At 63.6% G+C, this 23,403-nt stretch carries 19 protein-coding genes and 1 riboswitch; of the genes, 6 read left to right on the top strand and 13 right to left on the bottom strand.

What is annotated here, in order from left to right; genetic code table 11:
- Nucleotides 1–44: 44 nt before the first annotated feature.
- Nucleotides 45–1,157, top strand: coding sequence for a winged helix DNA-binding domain-containing protein (locus ACIQH5_RS10105; RefSeq protein ID WP_400403081.1), 1,113 nt, complete (start codon nt 45–47; stop codon nt 1,155–1,157).
- Nucleotides 1,158–1,219: 62 nt separating this feature from the next.
- The gene (locus ACIQH5_RS10110; protein ID WP_400402645.1) at nt 1,220–1,729 is read left to right on the top strand and encodes a hypothetical protein; all 510 of its coding nucleotides are present in this window, start codon (nt 1,220–1,222) and stop codon (nt 1,727–1,729) included.
- Nucleotides 1,730–1,732: 3 nt separating this feature from the next.
- Here the strand turns inward: ACIQH5_RS10110 and ACIQH5_RS10115 are convergent, their stop codons facing one another.
- On the bottom strand, nt 1,733–2,851 hold the full coding sequence (locus tag ACIQH5_RS10115; RefSeq protein ID WP_400402648.1) for a homoserine O-acetyltransferase: 1,119 nt from the start codon (nt 2,849–2,851) through the stop codon (nt 1,733–1,735).
- Between the two features lie 15 nt (nt 2,852–2,866).
- Nucleotides 2,867–2,983: riboswitch (SAM riboswitch) on the bottom strand.
- A 163-nt stretch (nt 2,984–3,146) separates the two neighbouring features.
- Nucleotides 3,147–4,487, bottom strand: coding sequence for a bifunctional o-acetylhomoserine/o-acetylserine sulfhydrylase (locus ACIQH5_RS10120; RefSeq protein WP_400402650.1), 1,341 nt, complete (start codon nt 4,485–4,487; stop codon nt 3,147–3,149).
- Between the two features lie 201 nt (nt 4,488–4,688).
- On the opposite strand from ACIQH5_RS10120, the gene ACIQH5_RS10125 reads away from it, so the two are divergent.
- A complete protein-coding gene (locus tag ACIQH5_RS10125) occupies nt 4,689–5,327 on the top strand; it encodes a VOC family protein (RefSeq protein WP_062067351.1) in 639 nt (212 codons plus the stop codon).
- Between the two features lie 143 nt (nt 5,328–5,470).
- Here the strand turns inward: ACIQH5_RS10125 and ACIQH5_RS10130 are convergent, their stop codons facing one another.
- Entirely contained in the window at nt 5,471–6,244 is a 774-nt protein-coding gene (locus tag ACIQH5_RS10130) for a CPBP family intramembrane glutamic endopeptidase (protein WP_400402654.1), read from the bottom strand.
- Between the two features lie 89 nt (nt 6,245–6,333).
- Between ACIQH5_RS10130 and ACIQH5_RS10135 the strand changes: the two genes are divergently transcribed.
- A complete protein-coding gene (locus ACIQH5_RS10135; protein WP_400402656.1) occupies nt 6,334–7,014 on the top strand; it encodes a histidine phosphatase family protein in 681 nt (226 codons plus the stop codon).
- A 9-nt stretch (nt 7,015–7,023) separates the two neighbouring features.
- On the opposite strand, the gene ACIQH5_RS10140 is transcribed toward ACIQH5_RS10135, so the two are convergent.
- From ACIQH5_RS10140 to ACIQH5_RS10160, 5 genes are read right to left on the bottom strand one after another with little or no spacing between them, the layout of a single operon-like run.
- Nucleotides 7,024–7,815 carry a DeoR/GlpR family DNA-binding transcription regulator gene (locus ACIQH5_RS10140; RefSeq protein WP_062067343.1) on the bottom strand — a complete coding sequence of 264 codons (792 nt, stop codon included), beginning with the start codon at nt 7,813–7,815 and terminating at the stop codon, nt 7,024–7,026.
- A gap of 23 nt (nt 7,816–7,838) precedes the next feature.
- Nucleotides 7,839–8,693 carry a ketose-bisphosphate aldolase gene (locus tag ACIQH5_RS10145; protein WP_400402660.1) on the bottom strand — a complete coding sequence of 285 codons (855 nt, stop codon included), beginning with the start codon at nt 8,691–8,693 and terminating at the stop codon, nt 7,839–7,841.
- On the bottom strand, nt 8,675–9,643 hold the full coding sequence (locus tag ACIQH5_RS10150) for a 1-phosphofructokinase family hexose kinase (protein WP_400402663.1): 969 nt from the start codon (nt 9,641–9,643) through the stop codon (nt 8,675–8,677). The genes ACIQH5_RS10145 and ACIQH5_RS10150 overlap by 19 nt, the downstream gene beginning before the upstream one ends.
- Nucleotides 9,640–10,575 carry an ROK family protein gene (locus tag ACIQH5_RS10155; RefSeq protein ID WP_400402665.1) on the bottom strand — a complete coding sequence of 312 codons (936 nt, stop codon included), beginning with the start codon at nt 10,573–10,575 and terminating at the stop codon, nt 9,640–9,642. The genes ACIQH5_RS10150 and ACIQH5_RS10155 overlap by 4 nt, the downstream gene beginning before the upstream one ends.
- A gap of 10 nt (nt 10,576–10,585) precedes the next feature.
- Nucleotides 10,586–11,503, bottom strand: coding sequence for an SIS domain-containing protein (locus ACIQH5_RS10160; protein WP_400402668.1), 918 nt, complete (start codon nt 11,501–11,503; stop codon nt 10,586–10,588).
- Between the two features lie 274 nt (nt 11,504–11,777).
- Here ACIQH5_RS10160 and ACIQH5_RS10165 point away from each other — a divergent pair, with 274 nt between their 5' ends.
- Complete coding sequence (locus ACIQH5_RS10165) at nt 11,778–16,175, top strand: endo-alpha-N-acetylgalactosaminidase family protein (protein ID WP_400402671.1); 4,398 nt, start codon at nt 11,778–11,780, stop codon at nt 16,173–16,175.
- Between the two features lie 81 nt (nt 16,176–16,256).
- Here the strand turns inward: ACIQH5_RS10165 and hutI are convergent, their stop codons facing one another.
- From hutI to tdh, 4 genes are all read right to left on the bottom strand, one after another.
- Complete coding sequence (hutI, locus tag ACIQH5_RS10170; protein WP_400402674.1) at nt 16,257–17,489, bottom strand: imidazolonepropionase; 1,233 nt, start codon at nt 17,487–17,489, stop codon at nt 16,257–16,259.
- 11 nt (nt 17,490–17,500) lie between these two features.
- The gene (locus tag ACIQH5_RS10175; RefSeq protein WP_400402676.1) at nt 17,501–18,598 is read right to left on the bottom strand and encodes an NAD(P)/FAD-dependent oxidoreductase; all 1,098 of its coding nucleotides are present in this window, start codon (nt 18,596–18,598) and stop codon (nt 17,501–17,503) included.
- A 250-nt stretch (nt 18,599–18,848) separates the two neighbouring features.
- Nucleotides 18,849–20,042, bottom strand: coding sequence for a glycine C-acetyltransferase (locus ACIQH5_RS10180; RefSeq protein ID WP_062067335.1), 1,194 nt, complete (start codon nt 20,040–20,042; stop codon nt 18,849–18,851).
- 60 nt (nt 20,043–20,102) lie between these two features.
- Nucleotides 20,103–21,149 carry an L-threonine 3-dehydrogenase gene (gene tdh / locus ACIQH5_RS10185; protein ID WP_400402679.1) on the bottom strand — a complete coding sequence of 349 codons (1,047 nt, stop codon included), beginning with the start codon at nt 21,147–21,149 and terminating at the stop codon, nt 20,103–20,105.
- A gap of 110 nt (nt 21,150–21,259) precedes the next feature.
- Between tdh and ACIQH5_RS10190 the strand changes: the two genes are divergently transcribed.
- Nucleotides 21,260–22,189 carry a LysR family transcriptional regulator gene (locus ACIQH5_RS10190; protein WP_400402681.1) on the top strand — a complete coding sequence of 310 codons (930 nt, stop codon included), beginning with the start codon at nt 21,260–21,262 and terminating at the stop codon, nt 22,187–22,189.
- Between the two features lie 11 nt (nt 22,190–22,200).
- On the opposite strand, the gene ACIQH5_RS10195 is transcribed toward ACIQH5_RS10190, so the two are convergent.
- Nucleotides 22,201–23,394: a Gfo/Idh/MocA family protein gene (locus tag ACIQH5_RS10195; RefSeq protein ID WP_400402683.1), complete on the bottom strand. Its 1,194-nt coding sequence runs from the start codon at nt 23,392–23,394 to the stop codon at nt 22,201–22,203.
- Nucleotides 23,395–23,403 lie beyond the last annotated feature (9 nt).

The raw sequence follows: 23,403 nt of genomic DNA on the forward strand, positions 1-23,403 counted from the left end.
CACCTGGGGAGACTATTCGGCGGACGCGCCTCCGGCGGCAACAGTTGCGGGCTCCCTACGCCGCAGGGCCCGGGGAGGTGGTCCGCAACCTCCTGGCCGTCCAATCACAGGAATTCCCCTATGCGCGGTGGACGCTCTCGCAAAGAAGCTCCCCCAATCATTCGTCCATGGTCACGGCCTCGGATGTTGAGCAGGCCGTAGCTGATGGAACCATTCTGCGGACACACATCCTGCGCCCCACCTGGCACTTTGTGCACCGGGACGACCTCGGCTGGTTGATGGGATTGTCCGCAGATCGCCTCCACCAGGGCAACAAAGGCATGTATCGCCAAACAGGAATCGATGAGGACGCTGCTGCAAGGAGCGGCCAAATCATGGCTGCGGCAGTGGCGGACGGGGCCCACAAGACACGCGAGGAACTGGCCCAGGTCCTGGGAGAGGCGGGCTTCCCCAGCAAGGGCCTGGGCTTCATTTACCACCTCATGCATGCCGAAATCAGCCGCGTCCTGGTCAGCGGCTCCCCCGTCCGATCCGCAGGGGGTGCCCTGAAACAGACGTACGCCCTGTTCGAGGAACGCGTTCCCGGTTTCCTCGCCGCACCGTTGGCCGGGGAGGATCGTGAACAGGCGCTTGGGCAATTGACGCTGCGGTACTTCAGCAGCCGGGGCCCCGCAACCGTGAAGGACTGTGCGGTGTGGTCCGGGCTGACCATGAAGGACGTGAAGCGTGGCATCCAGGTAGCCCAGGACATCTCTCCCGGCAGTTTGGGCACCCTTCTGCTCGATGGGCTTGAGTATTATCTGGCTGCGGAGGAAGTGGCCACCCTCGCCAGCGGGGACCCCTCCTGGACGACTGAGGATCCTGAGCTCCCCCGCATTGACCTCATCCAGTGCTACGACGAGTACGTGATGGGCTACTCGCAGTCCCGGCACTTCCTGGGCGGAACGGCGCCCTACTTCCCCGAGGACAACGGACCCATGCACGTGGTCCTGTTGGATGGCAGGTTGGCCGGATGGTGGCGTCACGGATTCTCCGGCGGGGCGTGCGAGCTGGACGTGCGAATGAACCGGCCTGCCACTGCGCAGGAGCAGGCCGCCCTGCAGGCCGAGGTGGATCGTTATGGCCGGTTTCTGGGCATGGACGTCACGCTGGTGTGACGTGGCGGGAACGGTCCAAGGGCACAGGACTAAGCTGGGGTGAGACCTAGGAGGCCTGCACTGTGAACAATCTGATCTTCTGGATCATCGTCTGCTCGTGGCTGATTCCACTCGGAATCCGCATGTACAACCGCTCCCGGGCGCGCCGGATCCAACACGGAGACTTCCGCGCCCCCGAGTACCCGCAGCAGAATCTGCCCGGCCCAGGCTACCCGCAGCAGGACTACCGGGGGCAGGATCACCCGGGACAGGGCTACCCCGGGCAAAATTACCCGTCGCAGAATTTCCCGTCGCAGAGCTCCCCGGGTCAGGGATACCCAGGCCAGAGCTATCCGGGTCAGGGCTATCCGGGCTATCCGTCCGAGCCGGCCGTCATCCGCCCGGTGGATGACGCGCCGCAGTCCGGGCCGCCGTCGAGCCCGTCATCCCCCAGCACGTTTCCCGCAACGAACGGTTCTGAGCCGCAGGGATACCGGGCGCGCAAGCTGGCAGAGCTGGACGCGAAGTTCAGCAACGGCGAGATCGCCATGGAGGATTACATGAGGCAGCGCGGCGACATCATGAACGGCTAAAGCTTAGGCAAAAAATGCTTCGCGGAGCTGCTCGGAGAGCTGGCCGATTTCGGTGAGGAAGCCATCGTGGCCAATCGGAGCCTCAATGACGTGAACCGGCACTTCGCCGGGGAGCGCTGCGGCCAGTTCCCGTGATTGAGCCGGGAAGTAGAGCCTGTCGCTGTCCACGGCCGCCACGAAGAACTCAGCCGTAGCACCGGAAAGCGCCGTTTCCAACGAGCCGCGACCCCTGGTGACGTCGTGGGACATCAATGCCTCGGTGATGGCGATGTAGCTGTTGGCGTCAAAGCGGCGGACCAGTTTGGTTCCTTGGTGGTCCAGGTAACTTTCCACTTGGTAGCGGCCGCGCTCGCCCAATACGGCGGCCAGCGGAGTCTCCTGGTGCTGGGCTTGCCGGCCAAAGCGGACGTCCAGCTCCAACGCCGAGCGGTACGTGATGTGGGCGATGCGCCGGGCCAATGCCAAACCGTGCTCGGGCGCGGTATCTCCGTAGTAGTCGCCGTTGTTGAAGTTCGGGTCCTGCTTGATGGCAAGGGTTTGGGCTTGGGCGAAAGCAATCTGCTCGGCCGTGCTGTAGGCGCCCACCGAAATGACGGCACAACGTTTTACCCTGTCTGGGAAGGTCACAGCCCACTCAAGGGCGCGCGCGCCACCCATGGATCCGCCCAATACGGCGTGCCAGGCCTCGATTCCCAGGGCATCGGCGAGGCGCGACTCAGCCTCAGTGCTGTCGCGCAGGGTGACCAGCGGGAAACGTGAGCCCCACGGGCGTCCGTCCGGAGCTTCTGATGATGGGCCGGTGCTGCCGTAACAGCCGCCCACGATGTTGATGGAGATGACAAAGAACTTGTTGGTATCGATGGTGGCACCGGGACCAACGAGTTGCTCCCACCATCCTTCCTCGTCAGTGGCTCCGCGGGCTACATGCGTACTGCCAGTGAGTGCGTGCTGGATGAGCACCGCGTTGGAGGCATCGGCGTTCAGCTGCCCCCAGGTCTCATAAGCGAGAACGACGTCGGGCAGGAATCCGCCGGCTTCGAGTTCCAGCGGACCGACGCCGGCGTACTTGACGGTTCCGTCTTCTTCTCCGGATTTTGGAAGGGCTGTAGCAGTAATGGTCATTCCTTTGACACCTTAACCTCGCGCTTGCCCGTCGCCTTGCGTGCGAACAGGCCAGGTCTTCACCCGGGGCACCCCACCGCGGAGGAGGGTTGCCGGCCAGCAAGCCGGGGCTGTGTGCTGGCACTCATGACCTAATACGACGAGTCTAGGAAACACAGGGGGGTTATGGCGAAGAATGTGACAACAGTGTGACGGTTTGAGGTCTCTTCGTTCACGAACCAGGGCCCGGAACTGCCGCCCGGCGAATAATCGTCGGCGCGGGCGGCAGCCGGGTCAGTGCTTTGGGCGCGAGGCGTCAGGCGCCCTTGGCTGCCCGGAATCCGGCTTCGAGGTCCGCGATGATGTCATCCACGTGTTCGATGCCCACGGACAATCGGACCAGGCCGGGGTTGACGCCTGCAGCGAGCTGCTGTTCCACCGTCAGCTGGCTGTGCGTCGTCGACGCCGGGTGGATGACCAGCGAGCGGACGTCACCGATGTTGGCAACGTGCGAGTGCAGCTCCAGTCCGTCCACGAAACGCTTACCGGCTTCCACGCCGCCCTTGATGTTGAAGGCAACAATTGCCCCCGTGCCCTTGGGGCCGTACTTCTGGCCCCGCTGGTACCAAGGGCTGGATGGCAGGCCCGCATAGGCGACCGATTCGACGTCGTCGTGGCCTTCAAGCCATTCGGCCACCTTGGTGGCGTTGGCAACATGACGTTCCACGCGCAGGCTCAGTGTCTCCAGTCCTTGGGCGATGAGGAAGGCATTGAACGGCGACACAGCCGAGCCGAGATCGCGGAGCAACTGGACACGGGCCTTGAGGATGTAGGACAGGTTGGCACCCAGCGCACCGTCCTTGCCCAAATCCCGGGCGTAAACGAGCCCGCTGTAGCTGGGGTCCGGGGTGTTGAATCCGGGGAAGCGTTCCGGATCCTTGCCGAAGTCGAAGTTGCCGGAATCCACAATCACACCTGCGATTGCGGACCCGTGGCCGCCCAGATACTTGGTTGCAGAGTGGACCACAATGTCCGCGCCCCACTCGATGGGACGGATGAGGTACGGCGTTGAAAGGGTGTTGTCCACGATCAGGGGCACGCCGGCCTCGTGGGCGGTGCGTGCGATGCCCTCGATGTCCAGAACGTCCTGCCGTGGATTGGAGACAACCTCGCCGAAGAACAACTTGGTGTTCGGCTGGACGGCGTCACGCCACTGGTCCAGGTTGTCCGGGTCTTCCACGAAGGTGACGGAGATGCCGAACTTCTTCAGGGTGTGTGCCAGCAGGTTGTAGGTGCCGCCGTAAAGGCTGGGGCTGGCCACAATGTGATCGCCCGCTTCGGCAATGTTCAGGATGGCAAAAGTCTCCGCTGCCTGTCCGGAGCTGAGCAGGAGTGCACCCAATCCGCCTTCAAGGCTCGCGACCCGCTGCTCCACGGCATCCTGCGTCGGGTTGCCGATGCGCGTGTAGATGGGAGCCAGCTCGGCCAGGGCAAAACGGTTGGCAGCGCTCTCGGCGCTGGGGAACACAAAAGACGTGGTCTGGTAGATCGGCAGGGAGCGCGCTCCGGTGGCGGAGTCAGGCTCCTGACCTGCATGGATCTGGCGGGTTTCGAAAGACCATCCTTGGGACATGGAGTTCTCCTGTTCGTGGCGCATGGGATTGGCAGGCAATGTGGTGCAGCTGAGCTGGGGCCAGTCTAGGAACTGTCCGGAAGCTAAGACAGCTTTATGACGCCGGTGGAATCAACTGGTCTCTTCGCGTCCTTCCATGACGCTCAGAGCGAAAGTTATACACATCCCACCTTAGTTAGGCTTGACTTAGCTGAGACCCCGATCACAAAGTGCCAAGATGAAGCCATGCGCATGGATCACGTCTCTTACGCCTGTGAACGAGATGGCCTTTTGGCCACTACCGAACGAATTTCCGCGGCATTGGGAGTGGACGCTGTCCGGGGCGGAGTGCACCCGCGCTTCGGCACCCGGAACATGATCATTCCCCTTGCGGATAACAAGTACTTGGAAGTGGTGGAGGTCCTGGACCACCCCGCTTCTGACAAAGCACCCTTTGGCCAAGCCGTCCGTGCACGCTCGGCTGCCGGCGGCGGTTGGATGGGCTGGTGCGTCGCCGTTGATGACCTCGCCCCGTTCGAGGACCGCCTCGGCCGCTCCGCTGTTCCGGGCAACCGCAAGTTCCCCGATGGCCGCGAACTGGTGTGGCAGCAGATTGGCATCCTCGGCTTGATCGCCGATCCCCAGGTGCCGTACCTGCTCAAGTGGGAGGGCGACCCCTCACTGCACCCGTCCAGGATCTACGAGAGCGACGTCAAGATGTCCAGCCTCACCATCGCGGGCTCGGCTGAACGCGTCACCGAGTGGTTGGGTGAGCCGGTGGAAAAGCCGCTTGAGGACGTAGCTGTCCAGTGGATGGCCCCGCACGGAACTCCGGGCATCATGGCGGTAACCTTCGAAACCGCCTCCGGAGCCGTCACCATCTAAGGGCTCCATCCAACCCCGGTCAACCGTGTCCGGGCCAAGCTTCGGCCGCCATCAGCGGGTGCCAATGACGTCACCCATGGATGGCGGCCGAATACTTTTAAGAGCCCCCTTCCCGGGCCGCTTCCCAGGCCGCTATACGGCCATTATCCGAGGCCTATCGCCTTGCCGAAGAGGCTGAATCCTACGAAGGCCACGATGTCCAGCACTGCGTGGGCAATCACCAGGGGCATCACCCGCTTGGTCTTGGTGTAGATCCATGCAAACACCAGGCCCATGACCACATTCCCTATGAACGGGCCGAAGCCCTGGTACAGGTGGTAGCTGCCCCGCAGAAGGGCGCTGACCACAATGGCTGCCGGCATGCTCCACCCGAACTTGCCGAAGCGGTCCATGAGGTAGCCCACCACGATCACTTCTTCGACGATTGCGTGGCGCATGGCTGAGAGGATCAGCACCGGCACAGTCCACCAGTAAGCGTCCAGGCCGCTGGGCACAATCGCCGTGGTGATGCCCAAGGCCCGGCCCGCGGCGTACAGGCCCAGCGAGGGGATCCCAATCGCGGCGGCCAGGCCAATCCCTTGAAGAAGGTCCTTGCCGGGCCGTGCAAAGTTGAAGCCCAGCCGTGCAAATGCCGAGCCACCGCTGCCCTCCTTCGCGCCGGGCACGTGGGTGCTCAGGAAGTAGAACACCAAGGCCACAGGTACCAGGGCGAACACAATGTCCAGAAGCTGGTAGGTGAGGTCAAAGTATTCGCGGGTGCTTTGGGACCTGTTCAACGTCGACGTAGCGTCGGCCAAGGGCGCACGGGACATTTTGTCCAGCAGCTGCACTACTGAGTAGACGGCCGACTGGCCCAGGGACAGGCCCAGCACAATGAGCACTTCGGCTCGCAGCCGTCTGCGGGAAGCAAGGAACATGTACCTATCTTGCCCTTACAACCTGCCACTTTGCCGGGAACCGCGCACCTTGCCGGACCACGCGTGGCAGCCGCCCTATGCTTGGTGGGATGGGCGCCCCTGAGAGAATCTTCATGATCCGGCATGGACAGTCTGCCGCAAATGCCGACACCACCATCTACAACCGCGTGCCGGACTACCGGATCCCGCTGACGGACCGTGGCGTGGAACAGGCGAGGGTTGCCGGGGAGAAGCTACGACGCAAGCTCGATGGAGAGCAGGTCTGCGTTTATGTCTCCCCCTACCTGCGCGCCTACCAGACCCTGGAGGCCATGAATCTCGGTTCCCTGATTGAGCGGGTGATTGAAGAACCCAGGCTTCGCGAACAGGATTGGGCCAACTTCCAGATCGCCGGGGAGATCGAGGACCAGAAAGAACTGCGCAACCTCTACGGTCACTTCTTCTACCGGTTCCGCGAGGGCGAGTCCGGCTCGGACGTGTACGACCGTGTGTCGTCGTTCATGGAGACGCTGTATAGGCACTGGCAGAAGCCCAGCTATGCGCCGAATGCGCTGCTGGTGACCCACGGGCTGACCATGCGCCTGTTCTGCATGCGCTGGTTCCACTGGACTGTTGAGTACTTCGAGTCCCTCAACAACCCGGACAACGCCGAACTGCGGACGCTGATCAGGAACGACGGCGATCAGTACAGTCTGGACTTACCGTTCAGCCAGTGGGTGCCCAGGGATGTGGACGATTCGGTGCTTCACGCACCGAGGATGCGGTTCTAGCCGGCAACCTTAGCTGGCGGGCGCGACGATGACTTCGGTGCCCTTGGCTTCGAAAGCCGCCCTGTCCTCCGCGCTGATGCCGGAGTCCGTGATGAGGTGCCTGAAATCATAGCCTGCCATCGCGGCGAAGGAGCGGCGGCCCACCTTGGAAGAGTCGGCCACCACATAGGACTCCGTGGCCCGGCGTGCCATCACGGTATTGACCATCGCTTCGCCTTCATCGGTGATGGTGGGGCCAAGATCGGGATCCACACCGTTGACGCCAATGAACGCTATGTCCAATGCGACCTTTTGCATGATGACGTCCGTGTAGGGACCCACCAGCTCATAGGAGCGCGGGTTCAGAATGCCACCGGTGACCATGATCTTGATGTTCGGCCGGACCGCCAACTGCGAGGCGATGTTGATTGCATTGGTGACCACGGTCAGCGTGGGCGTGTGGGACGGCGCGTTGAGGTCCTCGCGGGTGGACAGCAATTGAGCCAAGGCGGTGTTGGTTGTTCCACCGCTGAGCCCGATCACGGCACCGGGACGAATCAGCGCAGACGCTGCCAGGGCGATTTCCTGCTTGGCCACGGCATGGTCGTCCCTGTTGTAGCGGCCGGGGAGGTCGTAGGCCACTGATCCAGTGGTGGCGCCTCCGCGCGTGCGGCTCAGCAACCGCTGCTTGGCCAGGCTGTCAAGATCCCTGCGGGCCGTGGCAGGTGACACGCCGAGGCGGGTCACGATGTCCTCGACCTCCACATGGCCCGACTCGGCCAGGAGGTCGAGTATGGCGGTCAGCCGATCGGTGCGGGTCATGACGAGCCTTTCGCGGGTTCCAGCTAGTTCGCTTTAGCGAACAGCGTCAGCATACGTGCGGACTCCAGCACAAGGGCATCCCGGCCGGCCTTGATGTACTTCCGGGAATCCACCACTGCAGGGTTGGCATCGAGGTACTCACGGACGGCGCGGGTAAAGAACCCGTTCAAATGTGTGGATACGTTGATCTTAGTCATACCCGCGCGGATAGCGCCTATGAGCATGTCATCTGACACACCGGATGAGCCGTGGAGGACCAGTGGTTTTCCCACCGCGGTCTTCAGCCTGGTAATGAGATGCAGGTCCAGGGCCGCGCTGCGTTCGGTCATGGCATGGGATGAGCCAACCGCTACGGCAAGCGCGTCCACGCCGGTTGCCTCCACGAATGCGTGGGCCTCGGCAGGGTCCGTTCTCACGCCGGGAGCGTGGGCTCCGTCCTTGCCGCCCACTTTGCCGAGTTCGGCCTCCACGTAAACCCCGCGCTCGTGGGCGTAGGCGGCCACGCGCTGGGTGACTTCGACGTTCCATTCGTACGGAAGATGCGCGCCGTCGTACATGACCGAACCGAAGCCGAGGTCCACCGCAGCCAGCGCGAGGTCTTCGGATTCCGCGTGGTCCAAGTGGAGGGCAACGGGGACGGTGGCTGAGCGGGCGATTGCCAGGGCAGCCGACGCGATCGGTTCGAGTCCACCGTGGTACTTGGCGCAGTTCTCGGAAATCTGCAGAATCAGCGGAACACCTGCTGCTTCCGCCCCCGCCACCAGGCCCTCGGCCGTTTCGATGTGGATAATGTTGAACGCGCCTTGGCCTATGCCCGCAGCAGCGGCCCTGTCCATGAGTTCGCGTGTGTTGACCAGGGTCACCGGGTCTCCTTCCATGTCACGATCAATTGCTCTTGAAGTTCCTGGTACCGCGGCGAGATCTCCCCTGCGGCGGGCATCAGCACGGCCGCTGCGGACCAGGCGGTGGCCCGGCGAAGAATCTCGCGGGGCTCGGTAATGCCTTCGGCGAGTGCGACGGCGGCCGCCGCCACTCCGGCGTCGCCCGCTCCTGTGGGGTTGCCGCTGAGCGACTCAGGCAAGCGGGCACTCCAGTACCCTCCCGGGGCGGCGTGGTCGAAGGCGAGCATTCCGTCCGCGCCGGCGCTGACAAGAACGGTCCGGGCACCCATCTCAATCAAAGAGAGGGCCGCAGCTTCAAGGCTGGACTCCCCCGTGGCCTCCGCGAGCTCGTGATGGTTCGGCTTAAGGATGTCGGCCCCGGCTTTTGCTGCGGCGATGATTCCGGGACCGGAGGTGTCGATGATCGCCGGGATGCCGGCGTCGTGGGCCAAACGGACCAGTTCCGGGTAGAAGTCCGCAGGAGCGCCTGGCGGCAGGCTTCCCGAACCCACCAGGACGGAGGCTGGGAGGTTGCGGTTTCCGCTGACGGCCTCAACCACTGCGATCCTGAGCGAGCGCCAATCGTCCGGCAGGAGGGCTTGGCCTTCCTCGTTGAAGATCGACGTTTCCCCCGCGACGGTATCTACCAGCGCGATGCTGCGGCGGGTCTCGGCAGCGACGCCCACGAGGGTGTGCGGCACTCCGCTGGTCCAGAGTTCAGCTGCCAGCGTCTGCCCCGCCGCGCCGCCGGTGGGGGCAATGGCGAGGACGGGGTAGCCGAGCTGGTGCGTTACCCGGGCTACGTTGATGCCCTTGCCGCCGGCACGACTCAACGGCGTGGGCACGCGGTGGCTTGAGCCCTCGGTGATCCCCTGAACGGTGTACGTCATGTCGATCGCCGGATTGGGAGTGACGGTGATGATGCGGTTTACGTTGGCTCGCTTCATCGTGCGCCTTCCAGGAGTGCCCGGGCGTTCAGGGCCGCGCCCAGCAGGCCGGCGTCCTGTCCCAGCTGGGCACGGATGAGTTGGGGTTTGCGCTGGAAGTCCAAAATTCCTTCAACGCGTTGACGCAGCGGCTCAAGCAGGTCCTCGCCGGCTTCCGCGAGGCCTCCGCCGATCACCACTGCTTCGGTTCCGATGATGTTGACGCATTGGCAGATGGTGAACGCAAGAGCGTCAACGGCTTCAGTCCAGATTCGGGCGGCGAGCGCTTCGCCGGCTTTGGCCCTGAGGAGGACATCGCGGGCGCCGTTCACGTTGTTTCCTGACGCACGGTGATACCGCTTGGCAATGGCACCGGCTGAGCCCACTGCTTCCAGGATGGTGGAGGCTGTGGCGCCGGGTCCGGCGTCGGGATCCGGAACCTGGGCGTGGCCGAGTTCGCCGGCGAAACCACCGGCAGTGACTGCCTTGCCTCCGGAGAACACAGCTGCAGCGATGCCAGTACCCACCACCATCACCACAACATCGTTGAACTCTTTGGACCCGCCAAAGCTGTGTTCCACGGCCGCAGCGGAACGGACATCGTGATCGAACGCAACAGGGACGCCCAGCCGCTTTTCGGCCTCAGCGGTGAAGGGGAAGTTACGCCACCCGAGATTGGCGGAATAGACGCCCACTCCGGCCGCGGAGTCCACGATCCCTGGGACGATGATGCCGGCAGCCCGGGCGGGCGAGTCCGGGAACTCGGAAGCCAGTTCGGCAGCGAGCTCAGCAAGCCTGTCCAGGACCGCTTCGCCCGGACGGACCGGGGCCAAGGGCGTGGGGACGCGGCGCATGCCCAGCACGGTTCCGCAGGCGTCCACCAAACCAGCCTTGATGTCTGTCCCGCCAACGTCGAAGGAAAGGACCGCTGATTCCGCGGCTCCGAGAACCATGACCGGCTGCCTAGGCGGAGGCGTCGAGAATAACGGAGCGCGTCAGGTTGCGGGGCAGGTCCGGATTCAGCCCACGAACGCGTGCACGCTCCAGCGTGACTTTGTGGACGCGTGCCAGTTCGGCCAGGGGGTGCTTGTCTGTGTGGATGTACAGGGCACCGGTGATGGCCATGTCGCTGTCCAGGCCCTCAGGCTGGGTTCCGAACAACCAGGTAACGCGGCCGGGGGCTGCGATGGAAATGGGGCCGTGGCGGTATTCCATGGCGGGGTAGGACTCAGTCCAGCCCTGTACTGCCTCGCGCATTTTCAGGCCCGCCTCGTGGGCGAGGCCAACTGTCCAGCCAGTACCAAGGAAGGTGAACTGCTCTGCGTCCAACAGCTCCTGGGAGACCGGGGCACTGACGGCATCGCGGGCGTCCTCGATGGCCTGCTGCACATCGATTCCGAGGCTGCTGAGCAGGTAGACCAAAGCTGTGGTGGCGAACCGGGTCTGAACCACTGAACGCTCATCGGCGTACTGCAGTCCAATCACTGCGTCTGCGAGGTCGATGATCGGGGATGTGGTGTCGCCAATGATGGCAACGGTGGGGACGATTCCCTTCAACTCAGCCAGGATCTCAAGTACCTCAGTGGTGGTACCTGAACGGGTGATGGCCACAACGGCGTCGTACTGGCGATCGGCACTGTTGCTGTTCAGGAAGGCCTCGGAAGCGGCGAACGCATCCGTGACCCCCTTGCCGGCGGATTCGCGGGCAGCGGCGTAGCTCTGCGCCATGAACCAGGAGGTGCCGCAGCCGATGACGGCGATGCGCGTTCCGTCAGCGGGGAGCAGCTGCTCCGCAGCTGCCTGGTCCACGGCCTTCTGCCATACCTCGGGCTGGGAAACCAGCTCTTCTTCCATGAAGGCGCCCAGTGTGTTCTCGCTCATCGTGTGTACCGCTCCCGCTCAGCTTAATGACGTTTTCTGATCTATAGAAACACTAAACGATCATTTTCGATCTCACAAGGATCATCCATCCGGATGTCCGCGCATTAACTGCCTAGCTGGTGATTGATCCTCCGATCAGGGAAAACGTGTGCTGGGATGTGCATTTAAGTTAACTGGCTGTTAACTCTTGTCAACTTCTGTCCAATGCACCAGTCTTAGACAAGTCCGCAAGAACATGACTGTTACTCGCTCGGAAAAATCAAGAAGGAGCATAATGCCCGGCTTGTCATCCCCCAGACGTTTCGCCTCACTGAGTTTGGCCTGCGTCGTCGCCTCATCCTCCTTGGGACTGCTGGCACTACCGCCCGCCGCCGCAGCCCCATCCACCCACCCCACAGATATCGTCAGCATCGCCGACACCACTGCCATCACCTCCGGCCAGCTCACGGTGGACATCTCCACCACCTTCCCGCAGGTCCTCGGCTACACCCACACCGCTTCCAAGGCCCGACTGGATGGCACTGTGACCCGGCTCAACACCGTCACCATCAACGGTGTGGAATATGCGGTCACCGGGACATCCACCGCCTCCGGAAAGGACGCAAGGGACTACGTCCTGAGCATCCCCGAATTCGGCAATACTGTGATCAAGGCCCGCCTGTCCGTGAAGAAGAACGTGGTGTCCTTCAACGTCACGGAGATCAAGGACTCCGCCGAACACCAGGTGAAAACCCTGCAACTCCCCCGGCTGAACCTGGTGACCGTGGGCTCCACGCAGCCTGGAGCCCAGGTGTCCACCGCCAACCTTTCCGTGGACCGAAGCGTCACGGGTGACGAGTTCACGCCGATCACACCTTCGACTCCCCTGGATGCGTCCGCCAAGAGCTCCGCCTACGCGCTGGCAAATACCGCCACCTTGGGTGCTGCCTTTGAATCCAACGCCCTCTATGACACGTCCTCCGGGCCTGGCTCGAAGGACCGCGGCCGCTTTTGGCGCCAAGCCGTCAGTGACGGGGCAGGCGGAGTGTCCATGGGCGTGGCCAGCGGCCAATGGCTCTACCGCGCAGAGGGTTCGGCCACTACCGAGGAACTCCCATGGACACGGGTGGTCATCACTTCCGATGCAAATGCCGACGGCGGTGTGGACTGGCAGGACGCGGCAATCGCCATGAGGTCCATCCAGGTCAGCCCCAACAAGGGTGAGCAGACCCCGGATAACGTGATCACGCACATCCCGTTCAACTTCGCCTCGCAGGCAACCCACCCGTTCCTCCGTACCCTGGATGATGTCAAACGCATCTCCCTGGCAACGGACGGGCTGGGCCAGGTTGCCATGCTTAAGGGCTACACCAGCGAGGGCCACGACTCCGCCAACACGGACTACGGCAACAACTTCAATAGCCGGGCAGGTGGCTTGGAAGACCTCAACAAGCTGGTCAAGGAAGGCAAAGACTGGAACGCCAGCTTCGGTGTCCACATCAACGCCACGGAGATCTACCCTGAAGCCAAGTCCTTCAGCGAAGACCTGTTACGTGCTGACAAGGGCCTGGGCTGGAACTGGTTGGACCAGTCCTACTACATGAACCAGCGTGAGGACATTAATTCCGGGAAGCTCGCCCAGCGCATCAAGGAACTCCGCGAAGCCACGGACAAGAACCTGGACTTCGTGTACGTGGACGTCTATTACGAATTTGGCTGGCTGGCCGAACGCCTGCAGCAGGAGCTCGTCAAGAACGGCTTCCGTGTGGGCTCCGAATGGGCAGACCACCTCTCCCGCAACAACACCTGGTCCCACTGGGCCAACGATGAAAAGTACGGTGGATCCACCAACAAGGGCATCAACTCCCAGATCCTGCGCTTCATCAACAACACCCAGTCGGACGTCTGGAACCCCGACCCCAAGCTCGGCGTGAGCCACATCGTGGAGTTCGAAGGCTGGACCGGGCAGAACGACTTCAATGCCTTCAGCGAGAACGTGTGGACGGCCAACGTGCCTGCCAAGTTCCTCCAGCACCACCAGATCACCAAGTGGACGGCTGACCGCATCGACCTCGCCGACGGCGTAGCTGTCACCGGAAACACCGCCGAGGAACGCAACATCACGGTGGCCGGGGCTTCCGTATTGCAGGGCGGCACGTACCTGCTGCCGTGGTCCTCCAAGGAAAACGGCAAGGCCGACAAGCTCTACCACTACAACCCTGCCGGTGGCGCCAGCACCTGGACCCTCACCAAAGAGTTCGCCACATCAGGCTCCCTTGAACTCTTCAAGCTGACCGACAACGGCCGCGTCAAAGTGGCAGATGTGCCCGTTATCAACGGACAAGTCACCGTCACGGCCGACGCCAAACAGCCCTACGTCCTGGCTCCGAAGAACAACAAGGCTGAGCTGCCCAAGAAGGCCGACTTCGGCGAAGGAACGGCCTTCAACGATCCCGGCTTCAACGGAGCAGACCTCTCACCGTGGACCCCCACGGGCACCATCACCCAGGTCCGCGACGACAAAGGCCGCCGCTACGCCGAAATGGGGGCAACGCCGTCGGCGATCAGCCAGGAAGTGAAGCTGGACGCCGGAACCCAGTCCGTCAGCGCCTGGGTGGAAATCCAGCCCGGCAAGACCCGGCCCACCACGCTCTCCGTGGACATCAACGGCAAGACCGAAAGCGTCACCATCGATTCGTCCAACGCCGAAAACTTCGTAGCTGGCGACGAGAAGCACGGCACAGCCTTCCAGCGCATCCGCGTCCTGGTGGACGTCCCGCGGAACAACACCAAGGCGACGGTTTCCGTGAAAGCGGCCGACGGCGATGCCACAGTACGCGTGGATGACTTCCGGGCGGTGAAGACCGCCCGGGTCGCCACCACCGGCGTGCTCAGCGAGGACTTCGAAAACGTGGACCAAGGCTGGGGACCATTCGTGAAGGGCGACGCCGGTGGGTCCACGGATCCGCGCACCCACATCACCGAACGCCACGAACCCTTCACACAAAAGGGCTGGGACACCAACGTGATCGACGAAGTGCTGGATGGCACATGGTCGCTGATCGCCCACGACGAAAACCTTGCCCCCAATGGCGGACCCGGCATGGTGTACCGCACCACCGAGGCAACCGTGCCGTTCCAGGCAGGCCGCAAGTACAAGGTGTCCTTCGACTACCAGAACTCCAAAGCCGGACAGTACTCCTGGGTGTCCGGTTATGACTCGCAGGCGGGCCCCTCGGTGACGGCCAGCCAGCCCATCGACGCCAAGACGTCCACCACGCGGTTCGAGCAGATCCTCGATGCCGGCTTCTGCGGGGACTACTTCGTGGGATTGCAGCGCACGGGAAGCTCGAACGGTTCGGACTTCACCTTGGACAACTTCCTGGTGGAAGATCTTGGCGCCTCCGAAGCCGTCCCGGCCTGTGCGCAACTCTCGGCTGCGCTCCAGGGCGACGTGGTTCAGCAGGGCAAAGCGCAGGACTTCGTCACCACGTTCGTGTCCGACGAACCGGCAGCCATCAGCGACCTCGCCGTCACCCTTGCACTGCCCGAGGGGTGGACAGCCACCCCGTCCACGACCGCCACGGCCGCAACCCTCCCCGCTGGCGGAACGCTCACCACCACGTGGAAGATCACGGCGCCGGCGTCAGCTGACGGCGACTACCCCATCACAGCCAAGGCCAGCTACACCGTTGCTGCTTCAGGCGCCGATCCCGCGGGCAGCCGCACCATCACCGCCACCACCACTGTGCGGACTCTGCCCAAGCCGCCGCAGGCCACCGTGTTCGCCAGCGACCACCCTTGGGTCAGCGCCATCAACGGTTGGGGTCCTGTTGAGAAGGACCAATCCAACGGCGGAACCGGGGCCGGCGATGGCACGCCGCTCACACTGAACGGCACGGTCTATGCCAAGGGCCTGGGAGCCCACGCCAACGGCAACGTCCGGTACTACCTCGGCGGCTACTGCACTGCCTTCACCGCAACGGTTGGCATCGATGACGCCCAGCCAACGCGGGGAAGCGTGAAATTCTCCGTGGTAGCGGACGGCACCACCAAGGTCACCACCCCGGTCTTGGGCGCCACCAGCGCTCCCCTGCCGCTAACCGTGGACGTCACCGGCGCCCAGTATGTGGAGCTGGTAGCCAACGACGCCGGCGACTCCAATGGCAACGACCACGCAGACTGGGCCGACGCCAAGTTCACCTGTTCCTCAACGTCGCAGGAACCGCCGGCACCCGTACTGACAGGCACTGTATTCGCCTCCGACCTCCCATGGATCGGCAGCACCAATGGTTGGGGACCGGCGGAACGGGACCGCGCCAACGGTGAGCAGAACGCCGGTGACGGACCCGCACTGCGGCTCGACGGCGTCGTCTATCCGAAGGGCATCGGCGTCCACGCCGACTCAAAGATCAGCATCGCCACCGAGGCCAAATGCAATGCCTTCACCGCCACGGTGGGAGTGGACGATGCCAAGCTGAACAAGGGCCTGCACGGATCGGTGGTGTTTATCGTCAGGGGTGATGGGCGCGAACTCCTCCGCACCCCCGTCCTCAGCGCCGATTCCGCGGCACTCCCCCTCAACGTGGACATCACCGGTGTCCAGAACGTCGAGCTGATCGCCGACAAGAACGGTGACGACGCCGGCGACGACTGGGGTGATTGGGCGGACGCGAAGTTCAACTGCGCCTAAACCCCTTCAACCCCAATAAACAGGGGCGGTGTTCTTACCGGAACACCGCCCCTGTTGTGTTCTTAGTCGGCGCGTTTGTTGTTAGACGACCCGCACGCCCGCCCGCCACACCGAATGCGTCAGAGGGATCCCGGGACGGTAGGCAAGGTGCGTGGCCGATGGCGCCTTCAGCATGTGCAGGTCCGCGCGATGCCCCACCGCGAGCGAACCCACCGCCCGTTCGCCGTCGACGTCGTTCCCCGCCTCCCTGCCCAACGCCAAGGCGCCGCCGTACGTCGCCGCGCGGACGGCCTCATGGACGCTCAAGTGCATCTGGAGGACAGCCGTGGTGACGCAGAACGCCATGGAGCTGGTGTAGGAAGTACCGGGGTTGCAGTTGGCGGCCAGCGCGATCTGCACGCCGGCATCGATCAGTTCACGGCCAGGCGCCAGGGGCTGGCGGGTGGACAGGTCGCAGGCCGGAAGGCAGGTTGCCACGGTGCCTTTAGTGCCGGCCCCCGTTGCAGGATCCCAGCCAGCCCACGTTTCCGCGAGCGCTGCGACGTCCTTGTCCGAAAGGTAGTTGACGTGGTCCACGCTCGCGGCCGCAAACTCCACTGCCAAGGCCACGCCCGGCCCTTCTCCAAGCTGGTTGCCGTGCACGCGCAAGCCAAGTCCGGCGTCGCGGGCAGCGGTGAGGACACGGCGGGACTGGTCCTCAGTGAAAGCGCCCCGCTCGCAGAAAACATCTGCCCAACGGACGTGCGGCAAGACGGCGTCGAGCATGGGTCCACAGACCAGGTCCGTGTACTCCTCAGCGTCCGCGCCGGCCGGGACCAGGTGCGCGCCAAGGTAGGTGACCTCGTCCACTTCCGCCGCGGCGATGCGGGCACTGCGGGCCTCGTTCTCCACGTCCAAGCCGTAGCCGGTCTTGCTCTCCAAGTAGGTGGTGCCTTGCGAGACCGCCTCGGCCACGCGGTCCCGCACCAAGCGGGTGAGCTCGTCGTCGCTGACGCTGCGCGTGGCATTAGTGGTCACGGCGATCCCACCGGCACTGTAGCTCTCACCGGCCATGCGGGCCTCAAACTCGGCCGTTCGGTCACCGGCGAAGACAAGGTGCGAGTGCGAATCCACCCAGCCGGGCAGCACTGCTCGGCCCTGGGCGTCGATCTTTTCATCAGCAGACGGGGCGTCAGCGCTGGACCCCATCCACGCGATGCGCTCGCCGTCGAACACGATGGCCGCGTACTTGAGGACCCGGTGCTCCAGGTCCTGCGTCATCAGTTCGCCGATGTTGGTAATGAGTGTGCTGCGCCCGTTCGTGTTTCCGCTCATGACCCTATTGTTCAGCGCCGAATGGACCAACGGACGGCCGCGAGCTGCTCCGCTGTCCGGGATACCGGACTGTCGTCACTTACTTCGCCAAGGATCAGCGCCGCTGCCAGCTCCGCGATGGCTGACGACGTCTGGAAACCATAGCCACCTTGTCCTGCCAGCCAGAAGAAGCCGGGCGCTTCGGCGTCGAAACCCACCACCGGGATTCCGTCCGCGGCTTCGGTCCGGAGACCGGTCCAGGCACGGTCCACGGAGCGGATGCCCATGGACGTTACGGTGTTGAGTCTGTTGATCAATGCCTCTACGTCCCCCGGGTAGGGCTTGGCATCCTCAGCGCCGCTGGGCACGGTTTCCGACGGTGAAATCAGGACCTGATTGCCCTCGGCACGGAAATAGAACGAGTCGTCGGCTGCACACACCATAGGTGTTTCCGGCGTCAACGGGTTCTCGACGTTCACGATCGCGGCGGTCCGCCGGTATGGCTGAAGCCCCAGCTTCTCCACGCCACTGATGACGGCCAGCTCATCTGCCCAGGCACCCGCCGCATTAACCACGACGCCGGACTGAAAACCTTCGGTGCCCGCGCCCAGCTGCCAGCCACTCCCCAACCGCTGGGCAGAGTGCACTTTGGCGCCGGTGATGATGTCCACCCCAGCGGCTTCTGCAGTCCTCCGGTGTTCCTCCAGCAGCAAAGGGGCGTTGCAGCCGAAGGAGCCGTTGTCCAACCCTGCGGCTGTGAAGGAATCAGGGATGAGGGCAGGGCAGAGCAGCATCGCTTCGTCGTGAGTGATGGAGTGCATGTTGCCACTGGCCTCGGCGCGCACGGTCTCCTCGTCACCCACCAGCATGAAACCGCGGGGCGTCAGGATCGGCTCCGCTGCTTGGGCATCCCTTTCCGCCAGCATCTCCAACGTCCGAACAGTCAGGTCCTGAACCACCGCCGGACCATAGCTGGGGATCAGTTGCCGGGCCGAACGTGAGGAAGTGTGGAACGCCAAGGACTGCTCTGCCTCAACCAAGGCAACAGTGCACTTGCCTGCCAGTGCCGCAGCCAAGGAGAGCCCCCCGATGCCGCCGCCAACGATTACCACGTCATAATTCGAAGCCATGGCTCCATCCTGTCAGACCGGATGCTCTCTCACATCCCAAGCCCTTCAGCCCATCCCTCTCTCACATCCCAGCCTTAACCCCGAACGCTCTATCACCTCCCAGCCCTTAACCCCGAACGCTCTATCACTTGCCACAAGGAAGTGATAGAGCGTCCGGTCCAAACACGCGGGACGTGATAGAGCGTGCGGCCCAAACACGCGGGACGTGATAGAGCGACCGGCCCAAACACGCGGGACGTGAGAGAGCGTTTTAGGCGACCGCGGCGCGACTCTTGACGAACGCCTGAACGCAGGCTTCGACGTCGTCCGCGCTGTGCGCAGCGGAGAGCTGCACGCGGATCCGGGCCACGCCCTTCGGCACCACCGGGAAGCTGAAGGCCGTGACGAAGACGCCGTTGTTGAGCATCTCGTCAGCCACCTTGGCAGCGACCACCGCGTCACCGAACATCACGGGGATGATGGCGTGTTCGCCGTCGAGGAGTTCGAAGCCTTCCTCGCTCATGCGGCGGCGGAACAGGGCCGCGTTCTCGAAGAGGCGCGTGCGGAGTTCGCCGGATTCCTGCACCAGCTCAATCGCCTTGATGGTGGCGGCAACGATGGCCGGGGCGAGGGAGTTGGAGAAAAGGTAGGGGCGGGCCTTCTGGCGGAGCATTGCCACGATCTCGCCACGGCCGGAAACATAACCGCCCGAGGCGCCGCCGAGGGCCTTGCCGAAGGTGCCGGTGTAGATGTCCACGCGATCGGACACACCAGCGTGCTCGGGGGTGCCGGCGCCGGTGGGGCCCATGAAGCCGACGGCATGGGAGTCGTCCACCATGACCAAGGCGTCGTGCTTTTCGGCGAGGTCGCAGATCGCTTCGAGGGGCGCGAGGAAGCCATCCATGGAGAAGACACCATCGGTGACGATGATCTTCCGGCGGGAACCCTCAGCCTCCACCAGCTTGGCCTCAAGGTCTGCCATGTCCTGATTGGCGTAGCGGAAGCGCTTGGCCTTGCTCAGGCGGATGCCATCAATGATGGATGCGTGGTTGAGCGAGTCGGAGATGATGGCGTCTTCGGGGCCGAAGAGGGACTCGAACACGCCGCCGTTGGCGTCGAAGCAGCTGGAGAACAGGATGGTGTCCTCGGTTCCCAGGAATGCGGAGACACGGGTCTCGAGCTCCAAGTGGAGGTCCTGGGTGCCGCAGATGAAGCGCACGGACGCCATGCCGAAGCCGCGCTCGTCCATGGCGGACTTGGCAGCGGCAATGATGTCCGGGTGGTCGGCAAGGCCAAGGTAGTTATTGGCGCAGAAGTTCAGGACCTTGTTGGCCGGCTGGCCGAGCTGACCCGCGGCGATGTGGCTTGCCTGCGGGGAATCGATGTGGCGTTCGGTCTTGAAGAGGCCGGCGCTGCGGATTTCGTCCAGTTCGCCCTGCAGCTGGTCTTTGATGGCTGAATACATGGGTGCTCCTAAAGTCTTGTTGGGTCCGGGTGCCGTGGGTCGCGTTACAGTTCGGTCCAGTTACAGTTCGGTCCAGTCGAGGACCACTTTGCCGCCGGTGCCGTTGCGGGCGATCTCGAAGCCCTTTTCCCAGTCCTTTGCGGAAAGCTTGTCCGTGACCACTGCCGAGATGCTGCAGTGCAGCACGGGGTTGGAGGACAGCATGGCGCTCATGGCGTACCAGGTCTCAAACATTTCGCGGCCGTAGATGCCCTTGAGGGTGAGCATGTGAGTGACCACCTTGCCCCAGTCGATGTCGATGGACTGGCTGGGAAGGCCGAGCATGGCGATGCGGCCGCCGTGGTTCATGTTGTCGATCATCTCAGGCAGGGCCGTGGGGTGTCCCGACATTTCCAGACCGATGTCGAAACCTTCGCGCATGCCCAGTTCCTGCTGTGCTTCGCGGACGCGCATTTTGGAGACGTCCACGGCGAGGTCCACGCCCATCTGGCGGGCGAGTTCCAAGCGCGGAGCCGAGACGTCGGTGATGGCGATCTTTCGCGCACCGGCGTGACGGGCGACGGCGATGGCCATCAGGCCAATGGGTCCGGCGCCGGTGATGAGCACGTCCTCGCCAACCAGCGGGAAGCTGAGGGCAGTGTGGACGGCGTTGCCGAAGGGATCGAAGATGGCGCCGAGCTCAGGGGTGACGGATTCGTCCTGGTGGACCCAGACGTTGGTTTCCGGGATGACGACGTATTCGGCAAACGCACCATCGCGCTGCACGCCAACGGACACCGTGTGGATGCACATCTGGCGGCGACCGGCACGGCAGTTGCGGCAGATTCCGCACACTACATGGCCTTCGCCGGAGACCCTGTCCCCTACCTTGACATCCCGGACGTCCTCGCCGATTTCCACTACTTCGCCATAGAACTCGTGGCCGGCGATCAGTGGCGTTTCGATGATGCCCTGCGCCCAGGCGTCCCAGCTTTGAATGTGGAGGTCGGTGCCGCAGATACCGGTGGTCATCACACGGATCTTGACGTCTCCGGAGCCTGCTTCGGGCTCGGGACGTTCGACGAGTTCGAACCCTGCGTGGGGTCCGGATTTGTAGAGAGCCTTCATGGGATTCCTCACTGCCGGGGCTGCTTCGCTGCTGCTGCTGAGTCCATTAGAGCGCCGCTCACGATTTAGCACAACTAGATTCTTCTCAATCAACGATTTAGGATTTGCTAATGGAAATTCATCAGTTGCAGATGCTTCGTGAGCTTGGGGACCTGGGAAGTGTCAAGGCTGTCGCCGAGACGCTGATGGTGACTCCCTCCGCAGTTTCACAACAGCTGGCTCTGCTCCAGAAGTCCGTGGACGTGCCGTTGACGCGCAAAGAAGGCCGGGCCCTGGTGCTCACCGACGCGGGCCGTGTCCTCGCGGAGGCGGGTGCCGCCGTCGTGAATGCCATGGCAGATGCCCGCGCCGCTATCGGCGCCTATCATGACGCTCCCGACGCGCCGGTGAGCGTGAGCGCTTTCCACAGTGCGGGGCAGGCGCTGTTTGCGCCGTTGGCAGCGCATTTGGCGTCCGGGACAGCGTCCGACGGCGGTAAGTCGCCACGCCTGCGGCTGTCCGATGAAGATGTGGCCCAGGAGGATTTCCCGGGGCTGGCTGCCCGTTACGACTTGGTTCTGGCGCACCGGATGGACAACAGCCCACAGTGGCCCCAAGACAAAGTGGCCGTGATTCCGCTCGCGGATGAGCCCTTGGATATCGCTCTCCCCGCGAACCACCCCTTGGCGGCCCGACGCGAACTGAAACCTTCCGACGTCGTGGATGAAAGCTGGGTGACCAGCCGCGATGGCTACTCGCCCGCGGACGTGTTGGCCGCCGTCGTTGCCGTGAGCGGGCGCCCGGCCGAAGTCCTGCACCGCATCAACGATTACTCCACCGTCGCCGCGCTGGTCTCGGCCGGTGGCGCGATCGGGCTGCTGCCTCGCTTCACCGCGCGCCGGGTGTTGGATGCCGGGGTGGTGCTGCGTCCACTGTCAGGGGTGAATTCAGTGCGCAAGATCGACATCCTTGCCCGGCCCGAGACACTCAAACGGAAATCGGTCATGACGGTTTGCGAGTCACTTCAAACCGTCATGACCGAGCTTTCCTCACCTGCCTGACCCGCAAACAGTCAGTCGCGGACCAAGGCGGGCTGGCCTGCGTCGAAGTACTCCACCAGCTCGGCAGGGAGCTCCGGCACCTCGCGGGCAGAGCCATCGCCGCGTAACGATTCCGCCGCCAGGATGCCCGCCACCACAGCTTGGCGCGCGGCAATCGGGCTGGTCTGGGTCCGGCCACCCTCCGACGCGAAGCGAAGGAACTCCTCGACCAAGCGCGGATCGGCGCCGCCATGGCCGCCTTCGCCGTCCTGGATGGTGATGACCTCATCCGGTGCCGCGTAGCCCGAGGACCGGCTGGTCCACACGTTGATGGTCTCCCCCGGCCCGTCGCCGAGGTTCTCAATGCGTCCCTTGGTCCCGATGACGGTGTAGTTGCGCCAGTAGTCCGGCGTGAAGTGGCACTGCTGGTAAGAGGCGAGCACACCGTTATCCAGCACCATGTTCATCATGGAGATGTCCTCCACATCGATCACCTCTGCCAGGTCCTTTTGCTCCGTGGGCGGCCAGTTATCCATGGAGAACCAGTCCCCCATGCGCTTGCCCGCGTTGTTGCTCCGGTTTGCGACGTCGCCGTAGACGGCGAGATCGCCGACGGCGGCAACCCGCTTGGTGTAGCCACCGGCAAGCCAGTGGATCACGTCAATGTCGTGGGCACCTTTCTGGAGCAGGAGCGAGGTAACGTTGGCGCGCTGGGCGTGCCAATCCTTGAAGTAGTAGTCGCCGCCGTGGCCTACGAAGTGTCGGCACCAGACTGCCTTGACCTCGCCGATCCTGCCGTCTTCGATGAGTTGGCGCATCTGTACTACAACCGGCATGTGCCGCATGTTGTGGCCAACGTACAGGCGTGTTCCGCTTTCGTAGGCCGTCGTCAGAATCCGGTCCGCGGCCTCAATGGTGATGTCCAGGGGCTTCTCGCAGAAGGTGGGGATGCCCGCCTTGAGCGTTCGAACGGCGACGGCGGCGTGCTGGTTATCGGGGGTCAGGACCAGGACTGCGTCAATCCCGCTGCTCAACAGTTCCTCCAGGTCCCCGGTGACGCGCGCGGACGGGATGCGTTCAGCGGCGTCCGCCCGTCCACGTTCACTCAGGTCACAGACAATGGTGACCTCCGAGCCTTGGCCCGGCTTGTGGGCGTGCTTCCACAGCCCCGACCGCAGGCCGAAACCTACGATCCCGACCTTCAAATCCTTTTCCATGGTGTGCAATATCCTTCT

The organism is Paenarthrobacter sp. NPDC091711, from assembly GCF_044756605.1.
Taxonomy (GTDB): Bacteria; Actinomycetota; Actinomycetes; order Actinomycetales; family Micrococcaceae; genus Arthrobacter.